This is a genomic window from Tatumella ptyseos, from assembly GCF_030552895.1.
Taxonomy (GTDB): Bacteria; Pseudomonadota; Gammaproteobacteria; order Enterobacterales; family Enterobacteriaceae; genus Rosenbergiella; species Rosenbergiella ptyseos_A.
Genome location: NZ_CP130649.1, coordinates 2559869 through 2583392 on the forward strand (window position 1 = coordinate 2559869; position 23524 = coordinate 2583392).

At 47.7% G+C, this 23524-nt stretch carries 19 protein-coding genes and 1 pseudogene; 7 read left to right on the forward strand and 13 right to left on the reverse strand.

What is annotated here, in order from left to right; all coding sequences use genetic code 11:
* Window positions 1-111: 111 nt before the first annotated feature.
* From nadR to serB, 3 genes are read right to left on the reverse strand one after another with little or no spacing between them, the layout of a single operon-like run.
* Complete coding sequence (gene nadR, locus QJR74_RS12165) at window positions 112-1353, reverse strand: multifunctional transcriptional regulator/nicotinamide-nucleotide adenylyltransferase/ribosylnicotinamide kinase NadR (protein WP_304372095.1); 1242 nt, start codon at window positions 1351-1353, stop codon at window positions 112-114.
* A gap of 43 nt (window positions 1354-1396) precedes the next feature.
* The gene (radA, locus tag QJR74_RS12170) at window positions 1397-2782 is read right to left on the reverse strand and encodes a DNA repair protein RadA (protein WP_304372096.1); all 1386 of its coding nucleotides are present in this window, start codon (window positions 2780-2782) and stop codon (window positions 1397-1399) included.
* Window positions 2783-2795: 13 nt separating this feature from the next.
* The gene (gene serB, locus QJR74_RS12175; RefSeq protein WP_304372097.1) at window positions 2796-3773 is read right to left on the reverse strand and encodes a phosphoserine phosphatase; all 978 of its coding nucleotides are present in this window, start codon (window positions 3771-3773) and stop codon (window positions 2796-2798) included.
* A gap of 118 nt (window positions 3774-3891) precedes the next feature.
* Here serB and QJR74_RS12180 point away from each other — a divergent pair, with 118 nt between their 5' ends.
* Window positions 3892-4539 carry a YtjB family periplasmic protein gene (locus QJR74_RS12180; protein ID WP_304372098.1) on the forward strand — a complete coding sequence of 216 codons (648 nt, stop codon included), beginning with the start codon at window positions 3892-3894 and terminating at the stop codon, window positions 4537-4539.
* A gap of 7 nt (window positions 4540-4546) precedes the next feature.
* Here the strand turns inward: QJR74_RS12180 and yjjG are convergent, their stop codons facing one another.
* From yjjG to QJR74_RS12195, 3 genes are read right to left on the reverse strand one after another with little or no spacing between them, the layout of a single operon-like run.
* Entirely contained in the window at window positions 4547-5227 is a 681-nt protein-coding gene (yjjG, locus tag QJR74_RS12185; RefSeq protein ID WP_304372099.1) for a pyrimidine 5'-nucleotidase, read from the reverse strand.
* 18 nt (window positions 5228-5245) lie between these two features.
* Window positions 5246-5686, reverse strand: a complete 441-nt coding sequence (rimI, locus tag QJR74_RS12190; RefSeq protein ID WP_304372100.1) for a ribosomal protein S18-alanine N-acetyltransferase — start codon at window positions 5684-5686, stop codon at window positions 5246-5248.
* Window positions 5670-6068, reverse strand: coding sequence for a DNA polymerase III subunit psi (locus QJR74_RS12195; protein WP_304372101.1), 399 nt, complete (start codon window positions 6066-6068; stop codon window positions 5670-5672). Before QJR74_RS12195 ends, rimI begins: the two co-directional genes overlap by 17 nt.
* A 102-nt stretch (window positions 6069-6170) precedes the next feature.
* Between QJR74_RS12195 and rsmC the strand changes: the two genes are divergently transcribed.
* Both rsmC and QJR74_RS12205 read left to right on the forward strand, forming a co-directional pair.
* Window positions 6171-7196, forward strand: a complete 1026-nt coding sequence (gene rsmC, locus QJR74_RS12200; RefSeq protein WP_304372102.1) for a 16S rRNA (guanine(1207)-N(2))-methyltransferase RsmC — start codon at window positions 6171-6173, stop codon at window positions 7194-7196.
* A 185-nt stretch (window positions 7197-7381) separates the two neighbouring features.
* Window positions 7382-7840, forward strand: coding sequence for a YbaK/EbsC family protein (locus tag QJR74_RS12205; RefSeq protein ID WP_304372103.1), 459 nt, complete (start codon window positions 7382-7384; stop codon window positions 7838-7840).
* Between the two features lie 2 nt (window positions 7841-7842).
* On the opposite strand, the gene QJR74_RS12210 is transcribed toward QJR74_RS12205, so the two are convergent.
* The 4 genes and pseudogenes from QJR74_RS12210 to gabT all read right to left on the reverse strand — a co-directional run bounded on the left by QJR74_RS12210 (window position 7843) and on the right by gabT (window position 12827).
* The gene (locus tag QJR74_RS12210; protein WP_304372104.1) at window positions 7843-9063 is read right to left on the reverse strand and encodes an MFS transporter; all 1221 of its coding nucleotides are present in this window, start codon (window positions 9061-9063) and stop codon (window positions 7843-7845) included.
* A gap of 364 nt (window positions 9064-9427) precedes the next feature.
* Window positions 9428-9649 (reverse strand): annotated as a pseudogene (locus QJR74_RS12215) (RcnB family protein); the annotation flags it as partial.
* A gap of 434 nt (window positions 9650-10083) precedes the next feature.
* Complete coding sequence (gene gabP, locus QJR74_RS12220; RefSeq protein ID WP_304372105.1) at window positions 10084-11484, reverse strand: GABA permease; 1401 nt, start codon at window positions 11482-11484, stop codon at window positions 10084-10086.
* A gap of 86 nt (window positions 11485-11570) precedes the next feature.
* Complete coding sequence (gene gabT, locus QJR74_RS12225) at window positions 11571-12827, reverse strand: 4-aminobutyrate--2-oxoglutarate transaminase (protein ID WP_304372106.1); 1257 nt, start codon at window positions 12825-12827, stop codon at window positions 11571-11573.
* Window positions 12828-12925: 98 nt separating this feature from the next.
* Here gabT and pdxR point away from each other — a divergent pair, with 98 nt between their 5' ends.
* The gene (pdxR, locus tag QJR74_RS12230) at window positions 12926-14413 is read left to right on the forward strand and encodes a MocR-like pyridoxine biosynthesis transcription factor PdxR (RefSeq protein ID WP_304372107.1); all 1488 of its coding nucleotides are present in this window, start codon (window positions 12926-12928) and stop codon (window positions 14411-14413) included.
* Between the two features lie 45 nt (window positions 14414-14458).
* Here pdxR and QJR74_RS12235 read toward each other — a convergent pair whose 3' ends face one another.
* From QJR74_RS12235 to QJR74_RS12245, 3 genes are all read right to left on the reverse strand, one after another.
* Window positions 14459-15832: an aldehyde dehydrogenase family protein gene (locus tag QJR74_RS12235; RefSeq protein WP_304372108.1), complete on the reverse strand. Its 1374-nt coding sequence runs from the start codon at window positions 15830-15832 to the stop codon at window positions 14459-14461.
* 120 nt (window positions 15833-15952) lie between these two features.
* Window positions 15953-17263, reverse strand: coding sequence for an MFS transporter (locus QJR74_RS12240; protein WP_304372109.1), 1311 nt, complete (start codon window positions 17261-17263; stop codon window positions 15953-15955).
* An 86-nt stretch (window positions 17264-17349) separates the two neighbouring features.
* A complete protein-coding gene (locus QJR74_RS12245) occupies window positions 17350-19380 on the reverse strand; it encodes a choline transporter (RefSeq protein WP_250332418.1) in 2031 nt (676 codons plus the stop codon).
* A gap of 200 nt (window positions 19381-19580) precedes the next feature.
* On the opposite strand from QJR74_RS12245, the gene betI reads away from it, so the two are divergent.
* Genes betI through betA form a run of 3 tightly spaced genes read left to right on the forward strand, consistent with a single transcriptional unit; the run spans window position 19581 to window position 23371 of the window.
* The gene (betI, locus tag QJR74_RS12250; protein ID WP_304374041.1) at window positions 19581-20174 is read left to right on the forward strand and encodes a transcriptional regulator BetI; all 594 of its coding nucleotides are present in this window, start codon (window positions 19581-19583) and stop codon (window positions 20172-20174) included.
* 15 nt (window positions 20175-20189) lie between these two features.
* Window positions 20190-21662: a betaine-aldehyde dehydrogenase gene (gene betB, locus QJR74_RS12255; protein ID WP_304372110.1), complete on the forward strand. Its 1473-nt coding sequence runs from the start codon at window positions 20190-20192 to the stop codon at window positions 21660-21662.
* 23 nt (window positions 21663-21685) lie between these two features.
* Window positions 21686-23371, forward strand: a complete 1686-nt coding sequence (betA, locus tag QJR74_RS12260; RefSeq protein ID WP_304372111.1) for a choline dehydrogenase — start codon at window positions 21686-21688, stop codon at window positions 23369-23371.
* The last annotated feature ends 153 nt before the right edge of the window (window positions 23372-23524 follow it).

Below are 23524 nucleotides of genomic sequence, written 5' to 3' on the forward strand. Positions count from 1 at the left end.
CAATATCCTCCTTGAAATCGAAATCCTATTCTAGCCCCAAAGGGTTAAATCCTATCTCAACCTAGGGTAAACGAGCTTAACTTCTATGCTATCGGCTTGAACCTGTCATCCTTAAATATGCACGGAAGATTTAAGCAACACCTGCTCGACAAGCTCAATACAATGGAGAAAACGACTGTCATAATCGTCTTCTTTAACCTGTACAAATGGGATCCCGTTCTGCTGTAACAGGTCTATCAATAATGATTGAAACTCTTTTCGATCCACTGAACTCCCCAAGCTACGCAGCCCATCAGCGACCCAGGGGACATTATTTTCTAGCAGAATCACCAGGTCAAAACGATACTCAGCAATCAATGCCTGAACAAAGGGATGAGCTTTACCTTCGTATTTCAAACAGAAGGCTTGGGTTGTCACGAAATCAGTATCGATAAAGGCAACTTTATTTGCATATTTTACTGCAAAATCAATGTACTGAGCTTGGCCTAAGGCGATTTTATCGTAATCGGAATATTGTAATGCCATCTCATCGCCACCTAATTGAGAGAAAACATAGTCACGTCCATATTCCCAAGCACTGGTCGTATTAAATATATTGGCGAGTTTGTTGACCAAGGTCGACTTACCGCTCGACTCACCTCCGAGTAAGGCGACTTTACGAACAAAGAACGGCTTAACTTCGGTCGGAATATAATCCCAGAAACGAAAAGGATCCTGTCTGATCTGATGGCCACTGATGTTAATAAACGAACGCTTTGCATCCACCACAACCGTTTCAATATTAAGATAGCGTTCGAACATTACCGCATCGTCTTGCTCACTGGTATAAACCCGCTGAGCGTTAATCTGCTTCTCCGCCATAAAGGCACTAATCTCTTGGCTCCAAACATCCCAACCATGAGGATAGGGCTCAACCCCTTCCTCATTAAAAGAGTGAATCCGGATATTTTTCTGATACTTGAAGGTTTGCAGTAGCCAACGGAGTCGATCTGCTGTCGTCGGTTGATCCGACATCGCACTTTCTTCGAACAACTGGCGGTCACGAGGCTCGTCATGGCCCATAATGATGTGTAGCTCATCGACTTGACTACATGCCCGCTGAATAAGGTAGATATGGCCAGTATGTAAGGGGTAAAACTTACCGAAAATCACCCCTACCACTTTCTGTCGATAGGGGAAATCTAGCGCCAAATAATGGTGTATTGCCTCCAATTTCGAGGCACTGGGATTTTTTATTTTCTGATTCAATAATTGACTCAAGTAACCCTTAGTCATTTCACAAGCTTCAGCAACCTGCTGCAGCGTGACACCTTGTTGCTGTATCGCGAGTTTCAAATAATCATAATTTTGCATCACGCCAGTTCCTAGAAGCTTGCTACCCTGACTCAGTTAAACGTTAGGTTAATTCATCAAATACCGCTAACGCATCCGCTAATTTCTTGACTGGATAAACCTTCATACCGCTTGGCGGTGTTTTCGGTGCATTGGCCGCAGGCACAATGGCCCTTGTGAAGCCATGTTTACTGGCCTCAGAAATACGCTCTTGGCCACTGGGTACAGGCCGTATTTCCCCTGCCAATCCCACTTCCCCAAAGATCACTAAATCTTGTGGTAACGCACGATCACGTAAACTAGATACCATCGCTAATAGCAGTGCTAAATCGGCACTGGTCTCTGTGACCTTAACCCCACCTACGACGTTTACAAATACGTCTTGATCCGCCATTTGCAAACCACCGTGACGGTGCAGCACAGCTAATAAGATTGCGAGCCGATTCTGTTCAAGGCCTACTGCTACACGACGAGGGTTGCCCATTAAAGAATGATCGACTAAGGCCTGAATTTCTACCAGCAGAGGACGAGTGCCTTCCCATACCACCATAACAGAACTTCCGGGCGTTACTTCGTCTCCTCTCGATAAGAAAATAGCCGAAGGGTTACTGACTTCCCGCATTCCCTGCTCGGTCATCGCAAACACACCGAGTTCATTTACCGCTCCAAAACGGTTTTTATGACTACGTAAGGTCCGAAAACGTGAATCGGTATCGCCATCCAATAAGACAGAACAGTCGATACAGTGTTCCAACACTTTAGGACCTGCCAAGGAACCGTCTTTAGTGACGTGACCTACCATGATAATCGCCACATTGCGCGTTTTCGCAAACCGAGTGAGATAGGCAGCCGTTTCGCGAACTTGGGCAACACTTCCTGGAGAAGATTGGACATCCGCCATATGCATGACTTGGATGGAGTCGATGACCATTAACTGCGGTGTTTCGGTTTCGGCAATTTGGCAAATCTCTTCGATGCTGGTTTCTGATAGCATATTCAGATGGGTCGTCGGTAAACCTAGGCGGTGCGCGCGCATCGCCACTTGTTGTAATGACTCTTCACCTGTCACATAGAGGGTTTTCATCTGCTCGGATAACTTACAAAGCGTCTGAAGTAGTAGTGTCGATTTACCGGCACCAGGACTACCCCCAATTAGAATGGCACTACCGGGCACAACCCCGCCGCCTAGCACACGGTCAAACTCTTTGAAGCCGGTCGAAAAACGCGGTAATGCTTCAAGGCTGATTTCAGACAGCTTTTGAACTTTGCTGCCGCCTGTGCTACCGGCATAACCAGACAGCCGCTCATTTCTCGCGACGGTAGGCGACGCCGCTAACCGGACTTCGGTAATGGTATTCCACGCATGGCAGGCACTACATTGCCCCTGCCAACGAGGATAATCTGCGCCACACTCATTACAGACAAAGGCGCGTTTTGCTGCTTTAGCCAAAATAACTCCTCAATTAACGCGACTCGTGGTTCAGGCTACCCGTCAGAATACATAAGACTCCCGTCAAGTCAGCAAAACGGATCGCAACTTCACTCTTCTCATTCACTTTCGGCTTCGCATGGTAGGCAATACCTAACCCCGCGGCTTGAATCATCACTAGATCATTAGCGCCATCGCCAATCGCCACCGTTTGAGACCGAGGGAGCTCATAGCTGGCCGCTAACTTCTCAAGGAACGTGGCTTTGTATTTCGCATCAACAATGTCACCCAAGACTTGACCCGTCAGTTTACCGTTAACAATCTCCAGCTGATTTGCCGCCACGGCACTCAATTTTAATTTTTGTTGTAAATGATCAGCGAAGAAAGTAAAACCACCCGAGGCAATAGCAACCTGCCATCCTCGTTGCTGTAAGGTGTCCACCATTAATTCAAGGCCGGGCATTAGGGGTAAGCGGTCCAAGACTTGTTGTAAAATAGTCTCATCAGCCCCGGCCAGCTGAGCCACGCGCTCCCGTAAGCTCTGTTGAAAATCAAGCTCACCACGCATCGCTTTTTCCGTGACTTCCGCCACTTGCTCACCACAACCGGCTAACGCTGCGATTTCATCAATACACTCAATCTCAATTGCCGTAGAATCCATATCCATCACCAGCAGGCCAGGCTGCTGTAATTCGGGAAGTTGGCCAAGGGCCGCAACGTCTAGCTCAAATTGATAAGCCAACTTGCGGGCTTCAGAGGTAAGTGACCCCGCTAACCTGAGTACGGTATAGTCGCCTACGCGCCATGCGCTGACTAGCACTAAAGCGCCGTCTAGCTGCTGCTGGAAATCGGTCAGACACTGTTTATCCAGAGAGCGACCAAAGAGTAACCAGCCGCTACGGCCTGCACGGTAATCGAGGGGCATGACTTCATCCCCATTCAACGAAAGCGGCAATCCTGGCCATGCTGTAACATCCGTAGGTAAATCTGACCAACTTAATCGGTTTGGCATTGGTGCTCCTGAACAAACATTAAAACCCGGCAAAAGGCTACCCCGATCGGCCCAGCCATGGCAACATAAACCCTCATCTGAGCCGATGATTTATGAAAAAAAATGAGAAGCTATTCACATGCAGAAGCCAAAAATTAAAATTCAACTTCATAGAACGGTAATTGTTTTAGCTTGCTTGGCCTTAATGGTGATATTGATGCAGGGGGCATCCTGGTTTAGTTCGAGTCGACAGAAAGTCGAAACGTCACAAGCTGCAGAGCTATCTCAGGGCTTAGCAAATCAAGTCGCCTATAGTTTGCTGCCCTATTTCACTCAAACTGAGATTGATCTCCCCGCTGTTAACGGGATACTTCACCATTTGGCGCAACAACCTCGGGTGATCGATGTCTCGCTCTATGATGTCGATGGCTCTCCGTTAGCCCACAGCGGTCAATCGATGAGTGTCCGCGATAGGTTAGGCTTAACCGGCGACCGCGCAGGCAGTTATTCTACCCGTCAAATCGTCGTACCTCTCCAAACCCGTGACGGCCCGCAAGGCTACTTAAGGTTAACGTTAGATACTCATACCTTAGCCAGCGAAGCTCGCCATGTGGATAACACCACAAACTTACTTCGCCTAATGCTCTTATTGTCACTTGCGATTGGTATTATTTTGGCAAGGACGCTATTACAGGATCAACGGACGCATTGGCAACAGTCACCCTATTTACTGACTGCACATCGCCCTATCCCCCCAAAGCGTGACGAGGAGAAAAAGCACTCGTAACCCTGCCCTACACTAGTAATGCCTGTAATGCGCTAAGGCTAGGCACTTGCCAGTCAGGCTTAATGGTTTCTGGAAGAGTTTTATCACCATGATCTAACCAGCAGGTTTTCATTCCAGCATTAATCCCCCCCGCGATATCCGACTCTGGGGTATCGCCGACCATGAGTGTGCGCGCAGGCTGGCACCCATCCAGTTGTGCTAAGGTATGCTGGAAAATTTCAGGGGCTGGCTTAGCCAGGCCAAATTGCTCTGAAATAGTCAGGACTTGGAAATAATCACCAAAACCGGTACTGGCTAAACGAGCATGCAGTAAATCTGTAAAACCATTGGTAATGATACCAATACGCACGTGGGGAGCAATGGCGTCTAATAACGCTTTAGCCCCGGGAAGAGGCTGGCAAATATCCGCCATTGAGGTTAAAAACTGCTGATTCAGCGTAGTTGCTGGAATATTCAACCGTTTTGCCCACGAATCGAAGCGACGGGTCTTAAGTTGTTCCGCATCAATTTCATGTTGTTGGTAGGCAGTCCATAACGGCTTATTCAGTGACTGATATTGCTGGTAATCTTCAGGACTGAAGGTAACACCGTGCTGCGCAAACATCTTGTTTAGCCCTTTGTAGGCATCAAATTCAAACAGTGTCTCATCAGCATCAAAAAGGATGCAGTCGAATTGTTTTATCAGCATAGTGCCTCAGAAAGTTGATTACAGGGTCAACGCCATGATCAGCGCATCCTCACGCCCGGTAGCGCTGGGATAATAGTTAGGCCGTCTTGATACTTCATTAAAGTCTAGAGACTCATACAGGCCAATAGCAGCTAGGTTTGAGGCGCGAACTTCGAGCCATAGCATCATCACATCGCGTTCCACCAGTTTATCGCTTAATGCGGTGATAAGTTGGCGTGCGATGCCGCGACGTTGGAAGGCAGGTGCAACCGCCACATTAAATAATGAGGCTTCATCGAGGACAACTTGGCAAATTGCGAAACCGGCAAGTTCGCCTTCGTAATCAGCACGTAGATTGAGGAAACGCTCACCTTGATTTGCTTGGAAGGTTGCCGCACTCCAAGGGTGTGAGTGGCATTGCGTTTCGATAGCGAAAGCAGGCTGCCAATCGTCGGGAAGAAGCTCAGAGATTATCGTCATAGTCACAAAATTGCTGCCATAAAGTGCGTTTGGCCTCAGCGGTATTAACTAAGGTAGTAAAGGACGGAGAGTGAAGTTGCTGGTCAGCATAACGACGTTGCGGTTCATGGCCCACAAACCAGAGTAAACAGGATAATGTCTGAGGAAGCAAAGAGACCTGCTCTATCCCGATAAACAGCACGTAAGCCGTTTCAATCGCGACACTACGCAATACATCATTAATAAAAGGATGGTGGATCTCATCACGCTGTAACCCGACAATCACTAATCGGGTCGTCGGTTTAATAGCCAGCGCAACCTCGCCATGTAAGACCTCGGGCCGCCGTAAACGGTACTGGTCGATCCCCATTTCTGCTAATAACCAGTCTCGTCTCTCAGTCATTTTCATCCACTCAACAAATGCTTACGCTGCTATGCTAGCAAAACCATCGAACCCACGCCAATAAACCTCTATAATCGCCCCACTTATGAAAGAGGAGTTACCATGTCTGCTTATATGCCGGCCAGCGAAGTCTTGTTGCGCCACGAGGAAGAGTTCGAACATCGCCATATTATTTTTGCGGGTGACCTGCAGGATATGTTGCCAGCACACTTAACCACGGCCTCTACCCGTGTTTTTACACAGCAATTTCACCACTGGCAAGCGCTAAGTCAGCCATTAGGTGAACGCGCGCAATATGGACTTTATGCGACGGCTGAACACGTAGCAGGCTGCGATACCCTCGTTTATTATTGGCCTAAAAACAAGCCTGAAGCCGCTTTCCAGCTTGCCAACTTACTCGCTTTATTACCCGTTGGAAGTGATCTTTTTGTAGTGGGTGAGAACCGCAGCGGTGTTCGTAGCGCAGAAAATATCATTGAGCCGTTTGGTGCGCTTGAGAAGATCGATAGCGCGCGACGTTGTGGCCTTTACCATGGCCGCCTTGACCAGCAAGCCACATTCGACCTCGATAGTTACTACGATGCTTATCAGCTCGATCAACTCACCATCAAAACGCTGCCAGGCGTCTTTAGCCGTGATGGGTTGGATAATGGTAGTGCACTGTTACTTTCAACATTGACGCCTCATACTAAAGGAAAAGTGCTCGATATGGGCTGTGGCGCGGGCGTGCTGGCAGCAAGTTTGAAGCAGCATTCACCTAAGGTGCGTTTATGGTTGACCGATGTTAATGCTGCAGCCGTTGCGGCGAGCCAAGCTACCTTAGCGGCTAACGATATCGAAGGGGAAGTCTTCGCCAGTAATGTATTCTCTGAAGTACAAGGCCGTTTTGATATGATCTTGTCTAACCCGCCATTCCATGAAGGCTTACAAACCAGTTTAGACGCGGCCCATGCGCTAATTCGTGGCGCAACAAATCACTTGAACAGTGGTGGCGAACTACGGATTGTCGCCAATGCCTTTTTACCTTACCCACAGGTCTTAGAAGAGGCTTTTGGACATTTCGAAGTATTAGCGCAAACCGGCAAGTTCCGTGTATACCGCAGCATTTGGGGAAGAAACAAACGCTAGTTTCTTTAGACTTCTCTTTGCGCAAGCGAAGAGGAGTCTCTTTTCGATAGGTGCAAGACAGACTTCTCTTCTGACATTAACCCTTCAGTCACCCGCTTTATTTCTTCGATACATTTAACGAAATTCGTTTATACTTTGTCACCTAATAATGAAGTTAGGCATCTGCATGATAAGGGAGATAACTGATGAGCCTGCAATCCGTTCGAGAGTTTTTTGCGGAGCATGCCCCCGACATTGAAGTGATTGAGATGAACGAAAGTACCGCGACCGTTGATATGGCGGCTCGTGCGCATGGTGTTGCACCAGGGCAAATCGCTAAGACCTTATCACTTAAGATAAAAAATAATATCGTATTAATCGTAATGCGTGGTGATGCTCGATTAGATAACAAAAAGTTAAAAGAGACGTTTGGCGCAAAGGCCCGCATGTTGACGGTTGACGAAGTCATCATTGCTACTGGTCATCCTGTTGGCGGTGTCTGCCCCTTTGGCTTAGAAAATCCTTTACAGATATACTGTGATCGTAGCTTAGAAGATTTCGAAGAAGTACTCCCGGCAGCTGGAGCCATACACAGTGCTGTCCGTCTTTCTCCACAACGGATGGCAGAATTAACAGACGCCAAATGGATTGACGTCTGCCAATAAGTTTACTGGCGCTTTACTTCTTCTGCGCCAGAAATTTTCATTCCTCGGGTTTCACGTCCGAATGCTGCTAAAATGAAAATAAGTACCGCAACGGTTCCGGCAACAATGGCCATCCCTACCCCATAATTCCCACCATTCACTGCTGCAATCTTCGACTGTAGTGTGGCGTTGACCGAGGCTATTAAATTACCTAACTGGTAAACAAAGCCTGGAAGTACCGCACGAGCATTAGCGGGAACCAGTTCAGTTAGCCAGCTCGGGATTACCCCCCACGCACCTTGTACCATAAATTGCATCAGAAACGCCCCGATACCAATCATGATCGAGCCACTCGCGAAGGCCCATAACGGTAAAACCGGTAAGGCAAGAAATGCGGCAATCATAATCGCTTTTTTACGGCCAATTTTTTCTGACAACACCCCGAAAAACACCCCTCCCAACATCGCGGCAATATTGTAGCAAATCGCAATAATACTCACTGTATGGGCATCGAATTGGTGCTGAACCTTTAAGAAGGTTGGATAAAGATCTTGGGTGCCGTGACTGAAGAAATTGAAGCAAGCCATGAGTAAAACTAAATAGCCACATACCCGAAGATTACTTTTGATAATCGGCAATAGTGCATGGCTCTCTTTGCGTGCTTTCGAGGCAAGCCAAACGGGCGATTCTGGAACTTTGAAATAGATAAATGGCAGTAAAAGTACGGGTAAGGCCCCAATCAAAAACATACCTCGCCAACCGACATGCTCATAAAACAGGCCGAAGATAATTGAGGCTAGTAAGTAGCCGCAAGGATATCCCGCTTGAAAGATCCCTGACATGAGTCCGCGTGAACGATCAGGAATAGTCTCCATCGCCAATGATGAGGCGACGCCCCAAATTCCACCCATTGCTACCCCATACACGACACGTAGTGCGAGGAAAATGGTGAAGGTAGGAGACCAAGCGGATAACAACTCAAACACTGAAAATAGCGCTACATTGAACATCAAGATAGGACGTCGGCCATATTTCTCTGCTAATCGACCAAAAATCAGTGCGCCAATAGGACGAACGGCTAGGGTTAACATAATAGCGACTGAAATATCAGTGACTGAGGTGTTGAAATATCCTGCTAGATCACTCAATACAAATACTAAAATAAAAAAGTCGAATGCATCGAGCATCCAACTGAGAAAACTTGCCGTCGCAACATTACGCTGCGTTGATGTCCAACCAAACATAGTTCTATCCTAGCCAGTAAAAGAAAAATACCCCCACCGCTACATGCGATACGGTGGGAAAACCTTATAATTTTGTTTTCCCTTTATAGCATCTTTTACTTGCCGAAAAAGCGCCTAGCACTTCACAAAAAACTAAATGTAACAATAAACTAGCCCCTTTCAGCACACTGGAACTTGTCACTGTCGGCATCCGTATCATTAGCATAATGACATGATAAGCGCCCCTTATATCAGCGATATCATTGGCTACTTAGTGTAGTAATCTTATATTTCAGCGAAAGAAAGCTGAAAAAAGGGGGATAGATGATGGGAGTTGGGAAGGGAAGTTAGATAAGGGACATCACCATAGATGCCCCTCGTTACCTTAGCGGTAAATAATCTCGCCTGAGAACATACGAAGGATTTTACCTTCCGCGTCGGTGATTAACACATAGCTACCGCCGAAGTAAGTCCAGTGGCTGCCAGCACTCGGCGCGGGGAGTTTGCGTAACTGCCATTTACTGATGCTGTACTGTGCAGTACGGTACATAGCTGGAACCGTGTCACCCGCTTGATATTGTTTAAAATCTCCCGTGAAGCTCGCTAATTCTAAAGGATCATTGAATTTTTTTGCTTCCGGTTCGCTCGGGGTTGCTGGAGCAGGTTGCTCTACTGCGGGTTGTTGTACTTCAGGTACGGTAGCGGGCTGATTAACGGTAGTGTCACTGTCGTCCGCATCATGATGATCAGCACAACTCACAGTTAAAAATGAAACGGTTAGCCCCACTACTAATGCCTTAGCAGTGGAAGATAATGAATTAAACATACTGACTCCTGATGACCTGAAAACCGTACAACAACGGACGTGATGGTTAAGGCTTATATCATAGCATTAGTTAAGAATTTCACGATCAGTTATTGCTGAAAGTTCGTGCTCGACGAGAGGAAACTTAAGATATCGTCGGTGACCTTGCCCCCCTTAACTTCCACATAAAAAAAAGAGCACGACCTGCGTGCTCTTATTTATCAACAGTCTCAGGACTAATTATTACGTGCAAGTACCGACGACGACATCTTACGCGTTTGACGGCGATGGACAATACAGCCCGCAGCCACCACCACCAGCGTTAAGATACCCGTTGAGATAACTTCCGATTGATGGCCTGGGATAAACAACATGCTACCGAGAATACCGATGATCACAGCAATTATGGCATAGGTCAAACCAGGGAAGAGCCACATTTTGTAGTCCAATACTTTGCCTTTTTGCTCACAGCGCTTACGCATAACTAGCTGTGAAAAAGCGATGACGAGATAGACCAATAAAGCTATCGCACCAGAACTTGCCAGTAAGAAATCGAATACCGCCGCAGGGGCAAGGTAGTTAGCAATAACAGCGAGGAAGGCTACGGCCGTTGAAAAGATAACTGCCATATAAGGGGTACCTTTAGCATTAGTTTTCGCAATCGCCGCCGGCGCATCTTTACGCTTAGCCAATGAGAACAACATCCGTGAAGAAGTATAAAGCGCCGAGTTAAGACAGCTACACACCGCCGTTAAAACGATCACATCAACAATTAAACGTGCATGAGGGATACCCATCATCTCTAGAACGGTTTGATATGACCCTTTAGCCGCTAAGTCTGGTGAGTTCCACGGTACTAGCGCGACGATGAAGAATATCGACAACAGATAGAATAATGCTATACGCCAAATCACCGAGTTTGTAGCACGAGAGATCTCTTTACCTGGGTTACGTGACTCTGCCGCGGCAATGGTGACAATTTCCGTGCCCATAAAAGAGAACATAGTAGTCAGTATCGCCGAGAGTACCGCACCAATTCCATGAGGCATAAAGCCACCACGATCATAAAGATGACTTACACCACTGACTTGACTATTCGGTAACAGACCAAAGATAGCCGCTGCGCCTAAAACAAGGAAAGCCACGATGGCACAGACTTTAATTAATGCTAACCAGAACTCGAATTCACCGTAGTTTTTAACGCTGAATAGATTGGTGACAGTAAGGATCAAAGTAATAAATAAGGTGAATTGCCAAATTGCGACGCTTGGGATCCAAGCATTAAGAATGGTGGCGGCGGCATTAGCTTCAAGAGGGATAACCAATACCCAGAACCACCAATAAAGCCAACCTATAGTAAAACCTGCCCAACGTCCTAGAGCTTGTGAAGCATAGGTTGAGAACGATCCTGAATCAGGAGTGTTCACCGCCATTTCTGCCAACATGCGCATAATAAAAACGACTAAGGCGCCAGCCACTATATAAGCGAAAAGTACGGCTGGTCCTGCCGCCGCAATGGCATGTCCAGAACCTACAAATAATCCAGCACCGATAACACCGCCGATGGATAGCATACGAATGTGACGGGACTTGAGTCCTTGAGAGAGGGTGTCGCTACTAGCTGGTAATTCATTCATACTTATTCCCCGAAACGGGATAGCCGTAAACTATCCCGTTGCATACTGTCTAATGTTCAAGGCTACCCTGTCGAGTGCCCGGTGAATTAAGTGGCATGCTGCGTTAACGCTTCGCTTAAGATCTTAACGCCTTTGCGGAATTGATCAGTTGGGATAGTCAACGGATAGAGAAAACGTATCACATTCCCTTTCTGACCACAGGTTAACAACAGTAAGCCTTGTGACATCGCGGTGTCCTGAATAGCCTTGGCTGTGTGTGCATCCTTAAGTTCTACCGCAATCATCGAGCCTAACCCTCTGACTTGCTCAATCGCCGAACAGTGCTGGGATAATTGAGTCAGAGTGTCGACCAGTTCATTGCCCAAATTGTTTGCTTTTGCGCAGAGATCTTCTTCTTCGATGATCTCAAGTACCGTAATGGCCGCAGCGATCGCTAAAGGGTTTCCTGCATAGGTTCCGCCCAATCCACCGGGATTAGGTGCATCCATGATCTCCGCGCGACCGCTCACCGCTGAAAGGGGATATCCCCCTGCTAAACTCTTCGCCATGGTGATGATGTCAGCTTTAGCGGTGAAATGTTCCATTGCAAAAAGCTTGCCAGTTCGCGCAAAACCGCTTTGCACTTCATCGGCTATCAACAAAATACCGTGTTGGTCTGCGATATCACGTAACGCTTGCATAAACGCTTGCGGCACGACGCGAAAGCCGCCCTCACCTTGGATTGGCTCGATAACCAGCGCGGCAACGTTATGAGGCGCGATGTCGCAGCTAAAAATATCGTGCAAACTTTCAAGTGCTTGCTCAGTGCTCACTTTTTTCCCGTCAGGGAAGCGTGCATGGAACACAGAGGGCACCATAGGACCAAAATCTTGTTTGTAAGGTGCAACCTTCCCAGTCATTGCCATCGTCATCATTGTCCGGCCATGGAAAGAACCTGTAAAAGTGATCACCCCATGACGCCCGGTTGCACTTCGCGCAATTTTCACTGCGTTTTCTAAGGCCTCTGCACCCGTTGAGAAGAACGCCGTTTTTGCGGGACCCTCTACAGGAACACGCTGATTGATACGTTCGGCTAAAGTGATATAACTCTCGTAAGGAACGATCTGAAACGCAGTATGCGTAAATTTCTGAAGTTGTTCCGTGACGGCCTGCGTAATTTTAGGATGTCGATGCCCAGTATTTAATACAGCGATACCGCCAGCGAAGTCGATAAACTCGCGGCCGTCGGTGCTCCAAATTGTGGCATTCTCTGCACTATCAACGTACCATTCGCACATAACTGCACTACCACGGGGCAAAGCCTGCGCTTTACGTTGATTGAGACTTTCATTAATTCCGCTCATCTGTTCCTTCCACTCGCCTTCAAATTAGTAGACTTAATTATTTATCCTTGATACAGATCGATAGCGAGAGCCATTTGCTATTAAAAAGAAGGTACCAATTGCGATCCCTATACGCCGATCACTTACTGGCAAGGTTACAAAAAATACCCAATGGAAGATTGCACCAGCGTCTTCTACAGGTGTTGCAACTAGCCATCACGGAAGGTATTTTTCCGCCGGAAACGCGGTTACCTGCCAGCCGAGATCTCGCCAAAGAGCTCAATGTCTCAAGAAATACCGTGCTTAATGCTTACGAATCACTGTTGGCTGAAGGCTATGTTACCGCCCGAACGGGCAGTGGAACCTGGGTGGCAAAAATGCTACCGGAATTCTCGCCTGAACCGGTGCAACCCGACTCATTAGAAAATCAGCGAGCGCTACCCGCTCATAGTCTTTCTACTCGCGGTTCAGAACTTCTCGGTTACGCGAATGCTTCACCCTACCAATGGGGCGCTTTCGTACCGGGTGCGCCGGACGTTACCGCCTTCCCTCACTCACTATTGCGTAAGATTGAGAACCGACTGCAAAAAGCGCCACAAATCGACCAGCTTATTTATAGTAATGGTGGAGGCTGCCCCCATCTTCGCCAAGCATTGAGTGAATATTTGCGAGTGACGCGATCGGTAAAAGCCGAAGCAGACCAGATCATCATTACTGAGGGGATTCATCAAACGGTTGATCTTATTTCTAGAGTTCTCGCGGATGTTAACGATCCAGTTTGGGTTGAAGATCCTGGCTACTGGGGTACCCGGAATATCCTAAGATGCAATGGCCTACAACTGCATGCTCTACCCGTTGATGCAGAGGGGTTGATCCCTGATACGCGTAATGCGCCCACGCCAAAAATGGTTTTTGTCACGCCCTCACACCAATATCCCCTTGGCGGGTTAATGTCATTATCGAGACGACAACAATTACTGGAGATGGCCCGTCGTCAGCGTTTTTGGATAATTGAGGATGATTACGACAGTGAATTCCGTTTCTCGAACCCACCTCACCCTGCGCTGCAAGGGCTTGAAGATAATGCACCTGTACTCTATATGGGAACCTTCAGTAAAACCCTTTACCCCGCGTTACGAATGGGCTATCTGGTGGTTCCGAAAAGTTTAAGCCACCCACTACGAACCGCCGCGGCAGAACTATACCGTGGCGGTCACTTAATTAAGCAGCGTGCCATTGCTGAATTTATTCGAGAAGGACACTTTGCCGCGCATATACGTCGTATGCGGCTACTCTATCATCAGCGCCGACAGTTTCTGCTAGGATTGATCTCTCGCTACTTAGGTGACAATTTTTTACCACGATATAGTCATGATGCCGGTCTGCATCTCGTCTTATCGTTACCTGATGGCTGTGATGACGTAGCTATCGCCAGTCGCGCATTACATAAGGGAGTAGTGGTTCGAGCGTTATCGCAATATTATCTTACGCCACAACAGGAGAGAGGGCTTTTACTTGGCTATGCCTGTGTCGATGAGCCGACACTTTTTGCAGCGTTTACTGCGCTACGCCAGTGCTTATGCCAGGAAGGGGTGATTGCGTCATAATGCGCAAAGCAGAACCGCTATTAACTTAGCGGTTCTGCTTTTAAATCAACGGCGGTCTACCCACACGGTTTGAATATTACAGAACTCATGTAAACCAAAATGGTTCAGCTCACGCCCATAGCCGCTTTTCTTCACTCCGCCAATCGTGACTCTTGGGTCCGAAGCACCATAGCCATTAACAAAGACGGCTCCAGTCTCTAATTGACGAGTAATCTTATCGGCCAGCGTATCGTCTGCCGTCCATACCGTTGCCGCTAAACCAAACTCACTATTATTCGCGAGTTCCAAGGCATGCTCTGCATCGCGCGCTACCGTTAACGTCGCTACCGGACCAAATACTTCTTCACGGAAAGCCGTCATGGTTTCAGTCACCTCCGCTAAAATAGTCGGCGCATAATAGTTACCATCGCCCTCTACTTTCTCGCCACCACAGACTAAACGAGCGCCTTCAGCTAGTGTTTTCTCGACTTGATGGTGTAACTCGTCACGCAGGTCGTAACGCGCCATTGGCCCTAAATAGGTGGCATCGAGCGTTGGATCACCCATTGATAAATCAGCAACTGCTTGAGTAAATTTTTGCTCAAATTGTTGAGCTATGCTCTCTTCAATAATAAAGCGCTTCGCCGCCATACAGACTTGCCCGGTATTTTGGTAACGACCAATCACCGCCGCTTTTACCGCTTCATCAAGATCGGCATCGGCTAACACAATAAACGGGTCAGAACCGCCTAATTCTAGGACGGTTTTCTTCAAGGCCGCACCCGCTTGCGCCGCAATCGCTGAGCCTGCACGCACGCTTCCGGTTACAGCAACCGCTGCAACGCGTGAATCGGCAATTAATGCAGAAACGCCATCATTATCCACATTTACGATATCGAAAATTCCTGCAGGGGCATCGAGTTTATCGAAAATATCCTTCATTAAATAGGCACAGCCCATGACGTTTGGGGCATGTTTCAGCAAATAAGTATTCCCAGCGAGTAACATCCCCGCTGCACCACGAAGAATCTGCCAGTACGGGAAATTCCACGGCATGACGGCAAGGATTGTCCCCAGAGGCCGGAATTCCTGCCAGGCTTTTTTATTCTCCACTTGCGTTGGCTGGGGAGCTAAAACTGCCGGGCCGTGCTCGGCATACCATTCACAGACTTGCGCGCATTTGTTCACTTCGGCACGAGATTGGGTGATAGGTTTACCCATTTCACGCGTAGCCATTGCTGCTAACTCTTCATTACGCTCCCGCAGTGCCGCAGCAAGCTGTAACAGGACCTTACGACGATCCTCTAACGAAACCTCACGCCAAGCTTTCTGTGCTTCTGCAGTACGGCGGACAATTGCCTCGCACTCATTTTGATTAATGAATGGATACTCTTTGATCAGCTGGCCAGTGGCCGGATTACGAGAATGGGGATGTGACATAGCAACCTCATAACGAATGAATGACGAATGAATTAACAATGACAACAACATTACGTGTTTTTAATGTCTAATAAAAATGAATAATTAAAACAAAGTTATTCTCTAAAAAAGAATAACTAATTACGATGGCTTGGCCGGGTTAGGATTCGACTCGACAGGTTCATCTTCGCTGGTATTCACCATCGTATTAATAATATCCGCCTCATCAATGACTGGATTTAACGCAGCAGTTAATGGCGAGCTCACCAGGCCATCGGTAAGCGGCACGTGCGCAACGGCCTCTTCTTGTAGACGCTTAGGCACGGGGAGAGTTTTCCAGCTAAGTGCGAAAATTGTTCCGCCGCAGACGACAAAAAATAGATAGAGCATATTTCCCCCAAAGGACTCCATTAACGCCCCGGTAACGAGGGGGCCAATACTGGCACCAATCCCGTAAGACATTAATAGACAAGCGGTTAACGATACACGGCGCTCTGGGGTGATTCGGTCATTGGCAATGGCCACCGCCAATGGATAAAGAGCGAACTGCACCATACTGGCGATAAAAGCGATCGACATGAGTACAATAAAAGAGATGTGTACGAGAAAAACCAGCGGTAACGATGCTAAGACATAAAGCGATGAGGTCGCTAATAACAGCCTTTGTCGTTCATAACGGTCAGAGAGCCAACTCAGCGGAAACTGGGTGACCAATCCGGCAAAAATCGTTAAGGCCATAAATAGACCGACCTGTGACGTATCAAACGATAAAGTGCTGGCATAGACTGGCGCCATCCCATAAAAAGCGCCGATGATCATCCCTGTTACTAAGGTAATCACTAATATCCGAGGAATATTTTTAAAAAAATAGCCCAGCTCCAACGGTGCGGGAGACATAGGTTGAACCTTAGTACGCGTCGTCAAAGCAATCGGGACCAAGCAGAGTGAGAAGCAAAGGCCAACAATCAATAAAGGAATGAGTTGATTACTAAAGTGTAACGTTAATATCACCTGCCCTGCAGAGAGTCCTAAATAGGTGGCAACCATATATAGACCGAAAATCACACCACGTTGCTGAGGTTCAGCTTGATCGTTTAACCAACTCTCCAACACCATGTATTGGCACATCATCGCTAAACCGATGATAAAGCGTAAGGCGATCCAAACCGGTACCCAATCGGTCATCCCATGGCCGATAACCGAGGCAGTAATAATACCGGCACAAGCAACGTATGCTCGGATATGACCGACTCTCGCTATGAGGTTATGGCCAACTTTGCCGCCAATCACTAACCCGATATAGTTAGCCGCTGTGATGGCACCAATCATCGCACCTGAAACGTGTTGCAAACTCAAGCGTAACGAGACCCAAGTGGTCAATAAGCCGGAACCCAGCAGTAAAAGAAGCGTGGCAAAATAGAGAGGCAGAAAGGTATTAACAATTTTGTGCATAGCAGTATTCCAAAGAGTGATTACGATGGTGCTGACACGGTACAGAACAATATAGGGCTGGAGAGACTCCAGCCCAAATGATAGCGTTACAAATTCGGGAAGTTAATATGATTCCCCGGTGCTTCACGATGAAGGTGGATAAAGTTAAGGTGTCTCTCATACTGATCCAGCATATCGATAATCACCTGCTCTTTACTATAGCCAATCAAATCATTACCTTGGCTACCTTCGACCAAGAAAGTTTCTAAACGATAGTAGGTTGATTTACCGCTTCGCGCACGGTAAGTGAAGCCCGGTATCGCATATTTCTGTGGCCAAATTTCGTATAAGAAGTTCTGTTCTTCTCCAAGGTTCACCATTAGTGATAGATGGCCCAAGCCACCTTCTTCTTCAGGAGGTAAACGTTGCAGTTCAACATTTGCTCCTCTCACCTCAAGCTCTTTCGCAACATCTTGCATCGCCGGATAACAGATCGTATCCATCATCTGCTCAGTATAACGACTGCCTGGATAGGTCATCAGACGGGTTAGACGTTTCTTCCAAGAGAGACGATCGTTCGCATTCGCTAGATACGGCGCGGTATCCCTACTCGCACTGGCGCGGCGGAAATCTTCAACCCGTAAGGATTTAAATAATCCGGCCATCACGAAGAATATAACGAAGCTAAAAGGTAGCCCCATGATCACCGTGGTATTCTGTAGAGCAGAAATACCATTAGCCATCAACATCCCTAAGGTTAATACACCAATGGTGACTGACCAGAAAATACGCACCCAATTAGGAGAATCTGAGTTGATATCCTTTAAGCGAGTGGTGAAGTTACCCAATACTAATGAACCTGAATCCGCAGAGGTAACATAAAACAGTAACCCGGTAATGGTCGCCACTGAGGCACTGAAAGTAAATCCTGGATAGTGCGCTAATAGGCTATAAAAACCACGCTCTGGGTGAGCAAGCACCTCTTGAGCGAAGGCATGGTCACCATGAATGATTTCATAGAGGGAGGCATTACCAAATACCGATAACCATAACAAAGTAAAGGTAAATGGAATGATTAACGTACCCAATACGAACTCACGAATTGTCCGTCCACGGCTGATACGCGCTAAGAACAGCCCCACAAACGGTGACCAAGCCACCCACCATGCCCAGAAAAACAGCGTCCAGTTATTCATCCATTGTGTCGGACGGTCGAAGGCAAAGGTATCAAGTGCCATCCCCATAAAGCGGTTAACGTAGTCACCAATATTCAGCACAATAGCGTTAAGTAGGAAACTGGTATCACCGACACACAAGACAAAAATAATCAATCCTAACGCGAGCAATACATTAAGCTCGGACAGCAATCGAATACCTTTATCCACCCCTGACGTTACAGAGATGGTTGCAATGACAACCGATAGCACGATCAATGCGGCTTTAGCGGCCAAGCTGTCAGGGATATGGAAGAGGACGCTCAAACCATAGTTTAACTGTACCACCCCAATGCCAAGCGTGGTGGCGATACCAAAAATGGTCCCGATAACCGCTGCAATATCAACGGTGTGGCCAATCGCACCATTCACCCGCTTACCAAAAATCGGATATAACGCAGAACGGATGGTGAGGGGTAAATTATAGCGATAGCTAAAGTACCCTAATGCAATCCCCATTAAGGCATACATCGACCAACCAGTAATACCATAGTGGAACAGCGTCCAGACCATTGATTGACGCGCAGCTTCAATAGTCTCCCCCGCACCTTGCGGTGGTTGCATGTATTGTGTCACAGGCTCAGCCACCGAGAAGAACATCAAGTCGATGCCGATTCCGGCTGCAAAGAGCATCGCTGCCCAACTCGAGAGACTAAATTCAGGTTTCGATTGTTCAGGACCAAGTTTAATTGACCCATAACGAGAGGCAGCGATATACACAACAAAGACCATGTAGATCACAGCCGCTAGCATGTAATACCAGCCAAAAGTGGCCGATACCCAGTTCACGGTTTTCAAAATCCAAGCCGCGGAGAGGTCACTATAGAGAATAGTGGTCAGCGCAAATAATAAAATCAGTCCGGCTGAAGTATAAAAAACAACCGGATTAATTTTATTATTTCCGGTAGCAGGTGGTGTTGTCATTCTTTACCTCAATCCTCTTTCCAAGGGTAAGTAAAATCATCAGGCCGATGCTTAACCGATTAAGTATTGCATCGATTAGTATTTTTGAAAGGCCCACTCCTTCTTTATCTCCCCCAGCATAACAATTTATTTTTTTATATTGAACAATCAATCAAAAAAAGTTTTAATAAAGGGGATTTGATAATTCAGGAGTAACGGTGATGCCTAAAGTAGGTATGCAACCCATTCGGCAGCGACAATTGATTGATGCCACCCTTGCAACCATTAACGAAGTGGGACTGCATTACGCCACCATTTCACAGATTGCTAAACGGGCGGGCGTCTCAACAGGCATCATCAGTCACTACTTCGGTGATAAAAATGGGCTACTTGAAGCCACGATGCGCGATATTACGTCTAAACTACAACTAGCCATTTTGGGAAGGTTGAAAACGCTAGCGGGCGCCTCGGCGGAAGAGCGGCTGAGCGCTATCGTCGATGCGAACTTCGATGAAACACAGGTTCATCCTGCCGTTGCGAAAGCTTGGTTAGATTTTTGGGCCAGCAGCCTGCACCAACCTGGGTTACACCGATTGCAAAAGATTAGCAGCCGCCGGTTATTTTCGACGCTCACGGCTGAGTTCCATAAAGAATTAGATAAAGCCTCCGCGCGTGTTGCGGGATATGGGTTAGCCGCACTCATTGATGGACTTTGGTTACGTGCGGCGCTCAGCGGAGACCCTTTCGATCCGCAAATGATTAAAACTATTACTCGACAATTTATTCGCCAACAATTGGCGAATACTCAATCTTAACGACGGAGAACAACGATGTCCCAATTCGCTGAACAGTTACTGTATATCGATGGTGCCTACGTCCCTGCACAGAGCGGTTCCACGTTTGAGACGGTTAACCCTGCAAATGGTCAAGTGTTAGCCAATGTCCACGCCGCAGGTAAAGCCGATGTTGATAACGCGGTAGCGGCTGCGCAGAAAGGCCAAAAAATTTGGGCTGCTATGACGGCAATGGAACGCTCTCGTATTTTACGTAAGGCTGTCGACATTTTACGTGAACGTAACGATGAACTGGCCGCGCTGGAAACCCTCGATACAGGTAAACCTTTTAGTGAGACTTCCGCAGTGGATATCGTCACAGGTGCCGATGTCTTGGAATATTACGCAGGCTTAATCCCGGCCATCGAAGGTCAACAAATTCCCCTGCGTGATACCTCCTTCGTCTATACACGTCGCGAACCGCTAGGCGTCGTTGCAGGAATTGGGGCATGGAACTATCCAATTCAAATCGCACTATGGAAATCCGCGCCGGCGCTCGCCGCAGGTAATGCGATGATTTTCAAACCCAGCGAAGTGACACCACTTACCGCGCTAAAACTGGCAGAAATCTACACTGAAGCTGGCGTGCCAAACGGTGTCTTCAACGTATTACCGGGCCTTGGTGCTGAAACCGGACAAGCCCTGACTGAACACCCAGGTATTGATAAAGTCTCCTTCACCGGTGGTGTGGTCAGCGGTCGTAAAGTCATGGCAAATGCAGCAGGATCAACGTTAAAAGACGTCACCATGGAACTAGGTGGTAAATCACCGCTGATTATCTGTGACGATGCCGACCTCGACCTGGCTGCCGATATCGCCATGATGGCCAACTTCTACAGTTCAGGCCAAGTATGTACCAACGGTACCCGTGTGTTTATTCCGGCACAGCATAAAGCTGAGTTTGAACAAAAAATCTTAGCCCGAGTGAAAAATATCCGCGCTGGCGACCTTAATGACGCAGAAACCAACTTCGGTCCTCTCGTCAGCTTTGCTCACCGCGATAACGTGATGCGTTTTATCGAATCAGGTATCAAAGGCGGAGCAACGCTTCTGGCAGGCGGTAAGCGTATGACAGGCGAAGCTTTCGATAATGGTGCCTGGGTCGAGCCGACAGTCTTTACCGATTGCCGGGATGATATGGAAATCGTGCAAGAAGAGATTTTCGGACCGGTAATGTCCATCCTAAGCTACAACGACGAAGCAGAAGTGGTTCGTCGCGCCAATGACACGAATTTCGGCCTCGCTGCAGGGGTTGTTACCCAAGAATTGAATCGTGCTCACCGCATTATTCACCAACTGGAAGCCGGGATTTGCTGGATTAATACTTGGGGTGAGTCAGCAGCAGAAATGCCTGTTGGCGGTTACAAACACTCAGGCGTTGGCCGTGAGAATGGTCTAGTGACCTTAGAACACTATACTCAAATCAAATCGGTGCAAGTTGAACTGGAACGCTTCCAGTCAGTATTTTAATCCACAGAATTGAGGAATAAATAATGGAATACGATTATATCATTATTGGTGCCGGTTCTGCCGGTAACGTACTGGCAACGCGCCTGACTGAAGATAAAGACACGACGGTTCTCCTGCTCGAAGCAGGAGGCCCCGATTACCGTTTAGATTTCCGTACCCAAATGCCTGCGGCATTAGCCTTCCCTCTGCAAGGCCGCCGTTACAACTGGGCCTATGAAACTGAACCAGAGCCTTATATGAACAACCGCCGCATGGAATGTGGTCGAGGTAAAGGCCTAGGGGGATCATCCCTCATCAATGGTATGTGCTACATCCGTGGTAATGCGATGGATCTCGATGGTTGGGCGAAACGCCCCGGTTTAGAAAACTGGAGCTATTTAGACTGCCTGCCCTACTATCGTAAAGCGGAAACTCGTGATATCGGCCCTAACGACTATCATGGTGGCGAAGGTCCGGTGAGTGTTGCAACGCCGAAAACCGGTAACAATCCACTCTTTGCTGCCATGATTGAAGCCGGTGTCCAAGCAGGCTACCCTCGAACGGATGACCTAAATGGTTACCAGCAGGAAGGCTTTGGCCCTATGGACCGTACCGTCACGCCTAATGGACGTCGTGCAAGTACAGGTCGAGGCTATCTTGACCAAGCGAAAAGCCGCAGTAACTTAACGATTGTGACTCATGCAACGACCGACAAAATTGTCTTTAACGGTAAGCGTGCAAGCGGTGTCGATTACCTTACTGGCGGCAGTAAGACGCCACAACACGCCGAGGCGCGTCGTGAAGTTTTACTCTGCGCTGGCGCTATTGCTTCTCCTCAGATCCTACAACGCTCTGGCGTAGGCTCTGCTGAATTATTGAATAAATTCAATATTCCAGTAGTACACGACCTGCCAGGGGTCGGCGAGAACCTGATGGATCACTTAGAGCTGTATTTACAGTATGAATGTAAAGAGCCAGTATCCCTGTACCCAGCACTACAAATGCATAATCAGCCTAAGATCGGTGCCCAGTGGCTGTTCCAAGGTAAAGGCATTGGTGCAAGCAACCAATTCGAAGCGGGCGGATTTATCCGTAGCCGCGAAGAGTTCGAGTGGCCAAACATTCAGTACCACTTCTTACCGGTTGCGATTAACTATAATGGCACCAACGCTGTCGACGAGCATGGCTTCCAATGCCACGTAGGCTCAATGCGTTCACCAAGCCGTGGTCATGTTCGTATCAAGTCTAATGACCCTTACGAGCATCCGGCGATACTCTTTAACTACATGTCTCATGATCAAGACTGGCAAGAGTTCCGTGACTGTATTCGACTCACGCGTGAAATTATCAACCAACCTGCGTTAGATAAGTACCGTGGTCGCGAGATCAGTCCTGGTTTAGACTGCCAAACCGATGAGCAGCTAGATGAGTTCGTGCGTAACCATGGTGAGACCGCTTACCACCCATGCGGAACCTGTAAAATGGGTACTGACCCTATGGCAGTGGTCGATAACGAAGGGCGTGTACACGGTATGCAGGGGCTTCGCGTAGTCGATGCCTCGATTATGCCTGAAATCATTACTGGTAACTTAAACGCCACTACCATCATGATTGGTGAAAAAATTGCCGACCTGATCCGTGGTAAGGGTGCGCTACCGCGCAGTACTGTAAGCTACTATGTAGCCGGTGATGCGCCTGCTCGAAAAGAGCCGATGAGAAAACCAGCATAATTATCTGACTTCTGCTTAAGGGCGATACTCAACGTATCGCCCTTTTTTTTCCTGAAATATTGTCACCTCCCCCTCCTACACATTCGGATAAATTCATAATTAGAAATATTTATTTATGAAAATCTAAAAATACCCTTAATCAATGCTTACAAC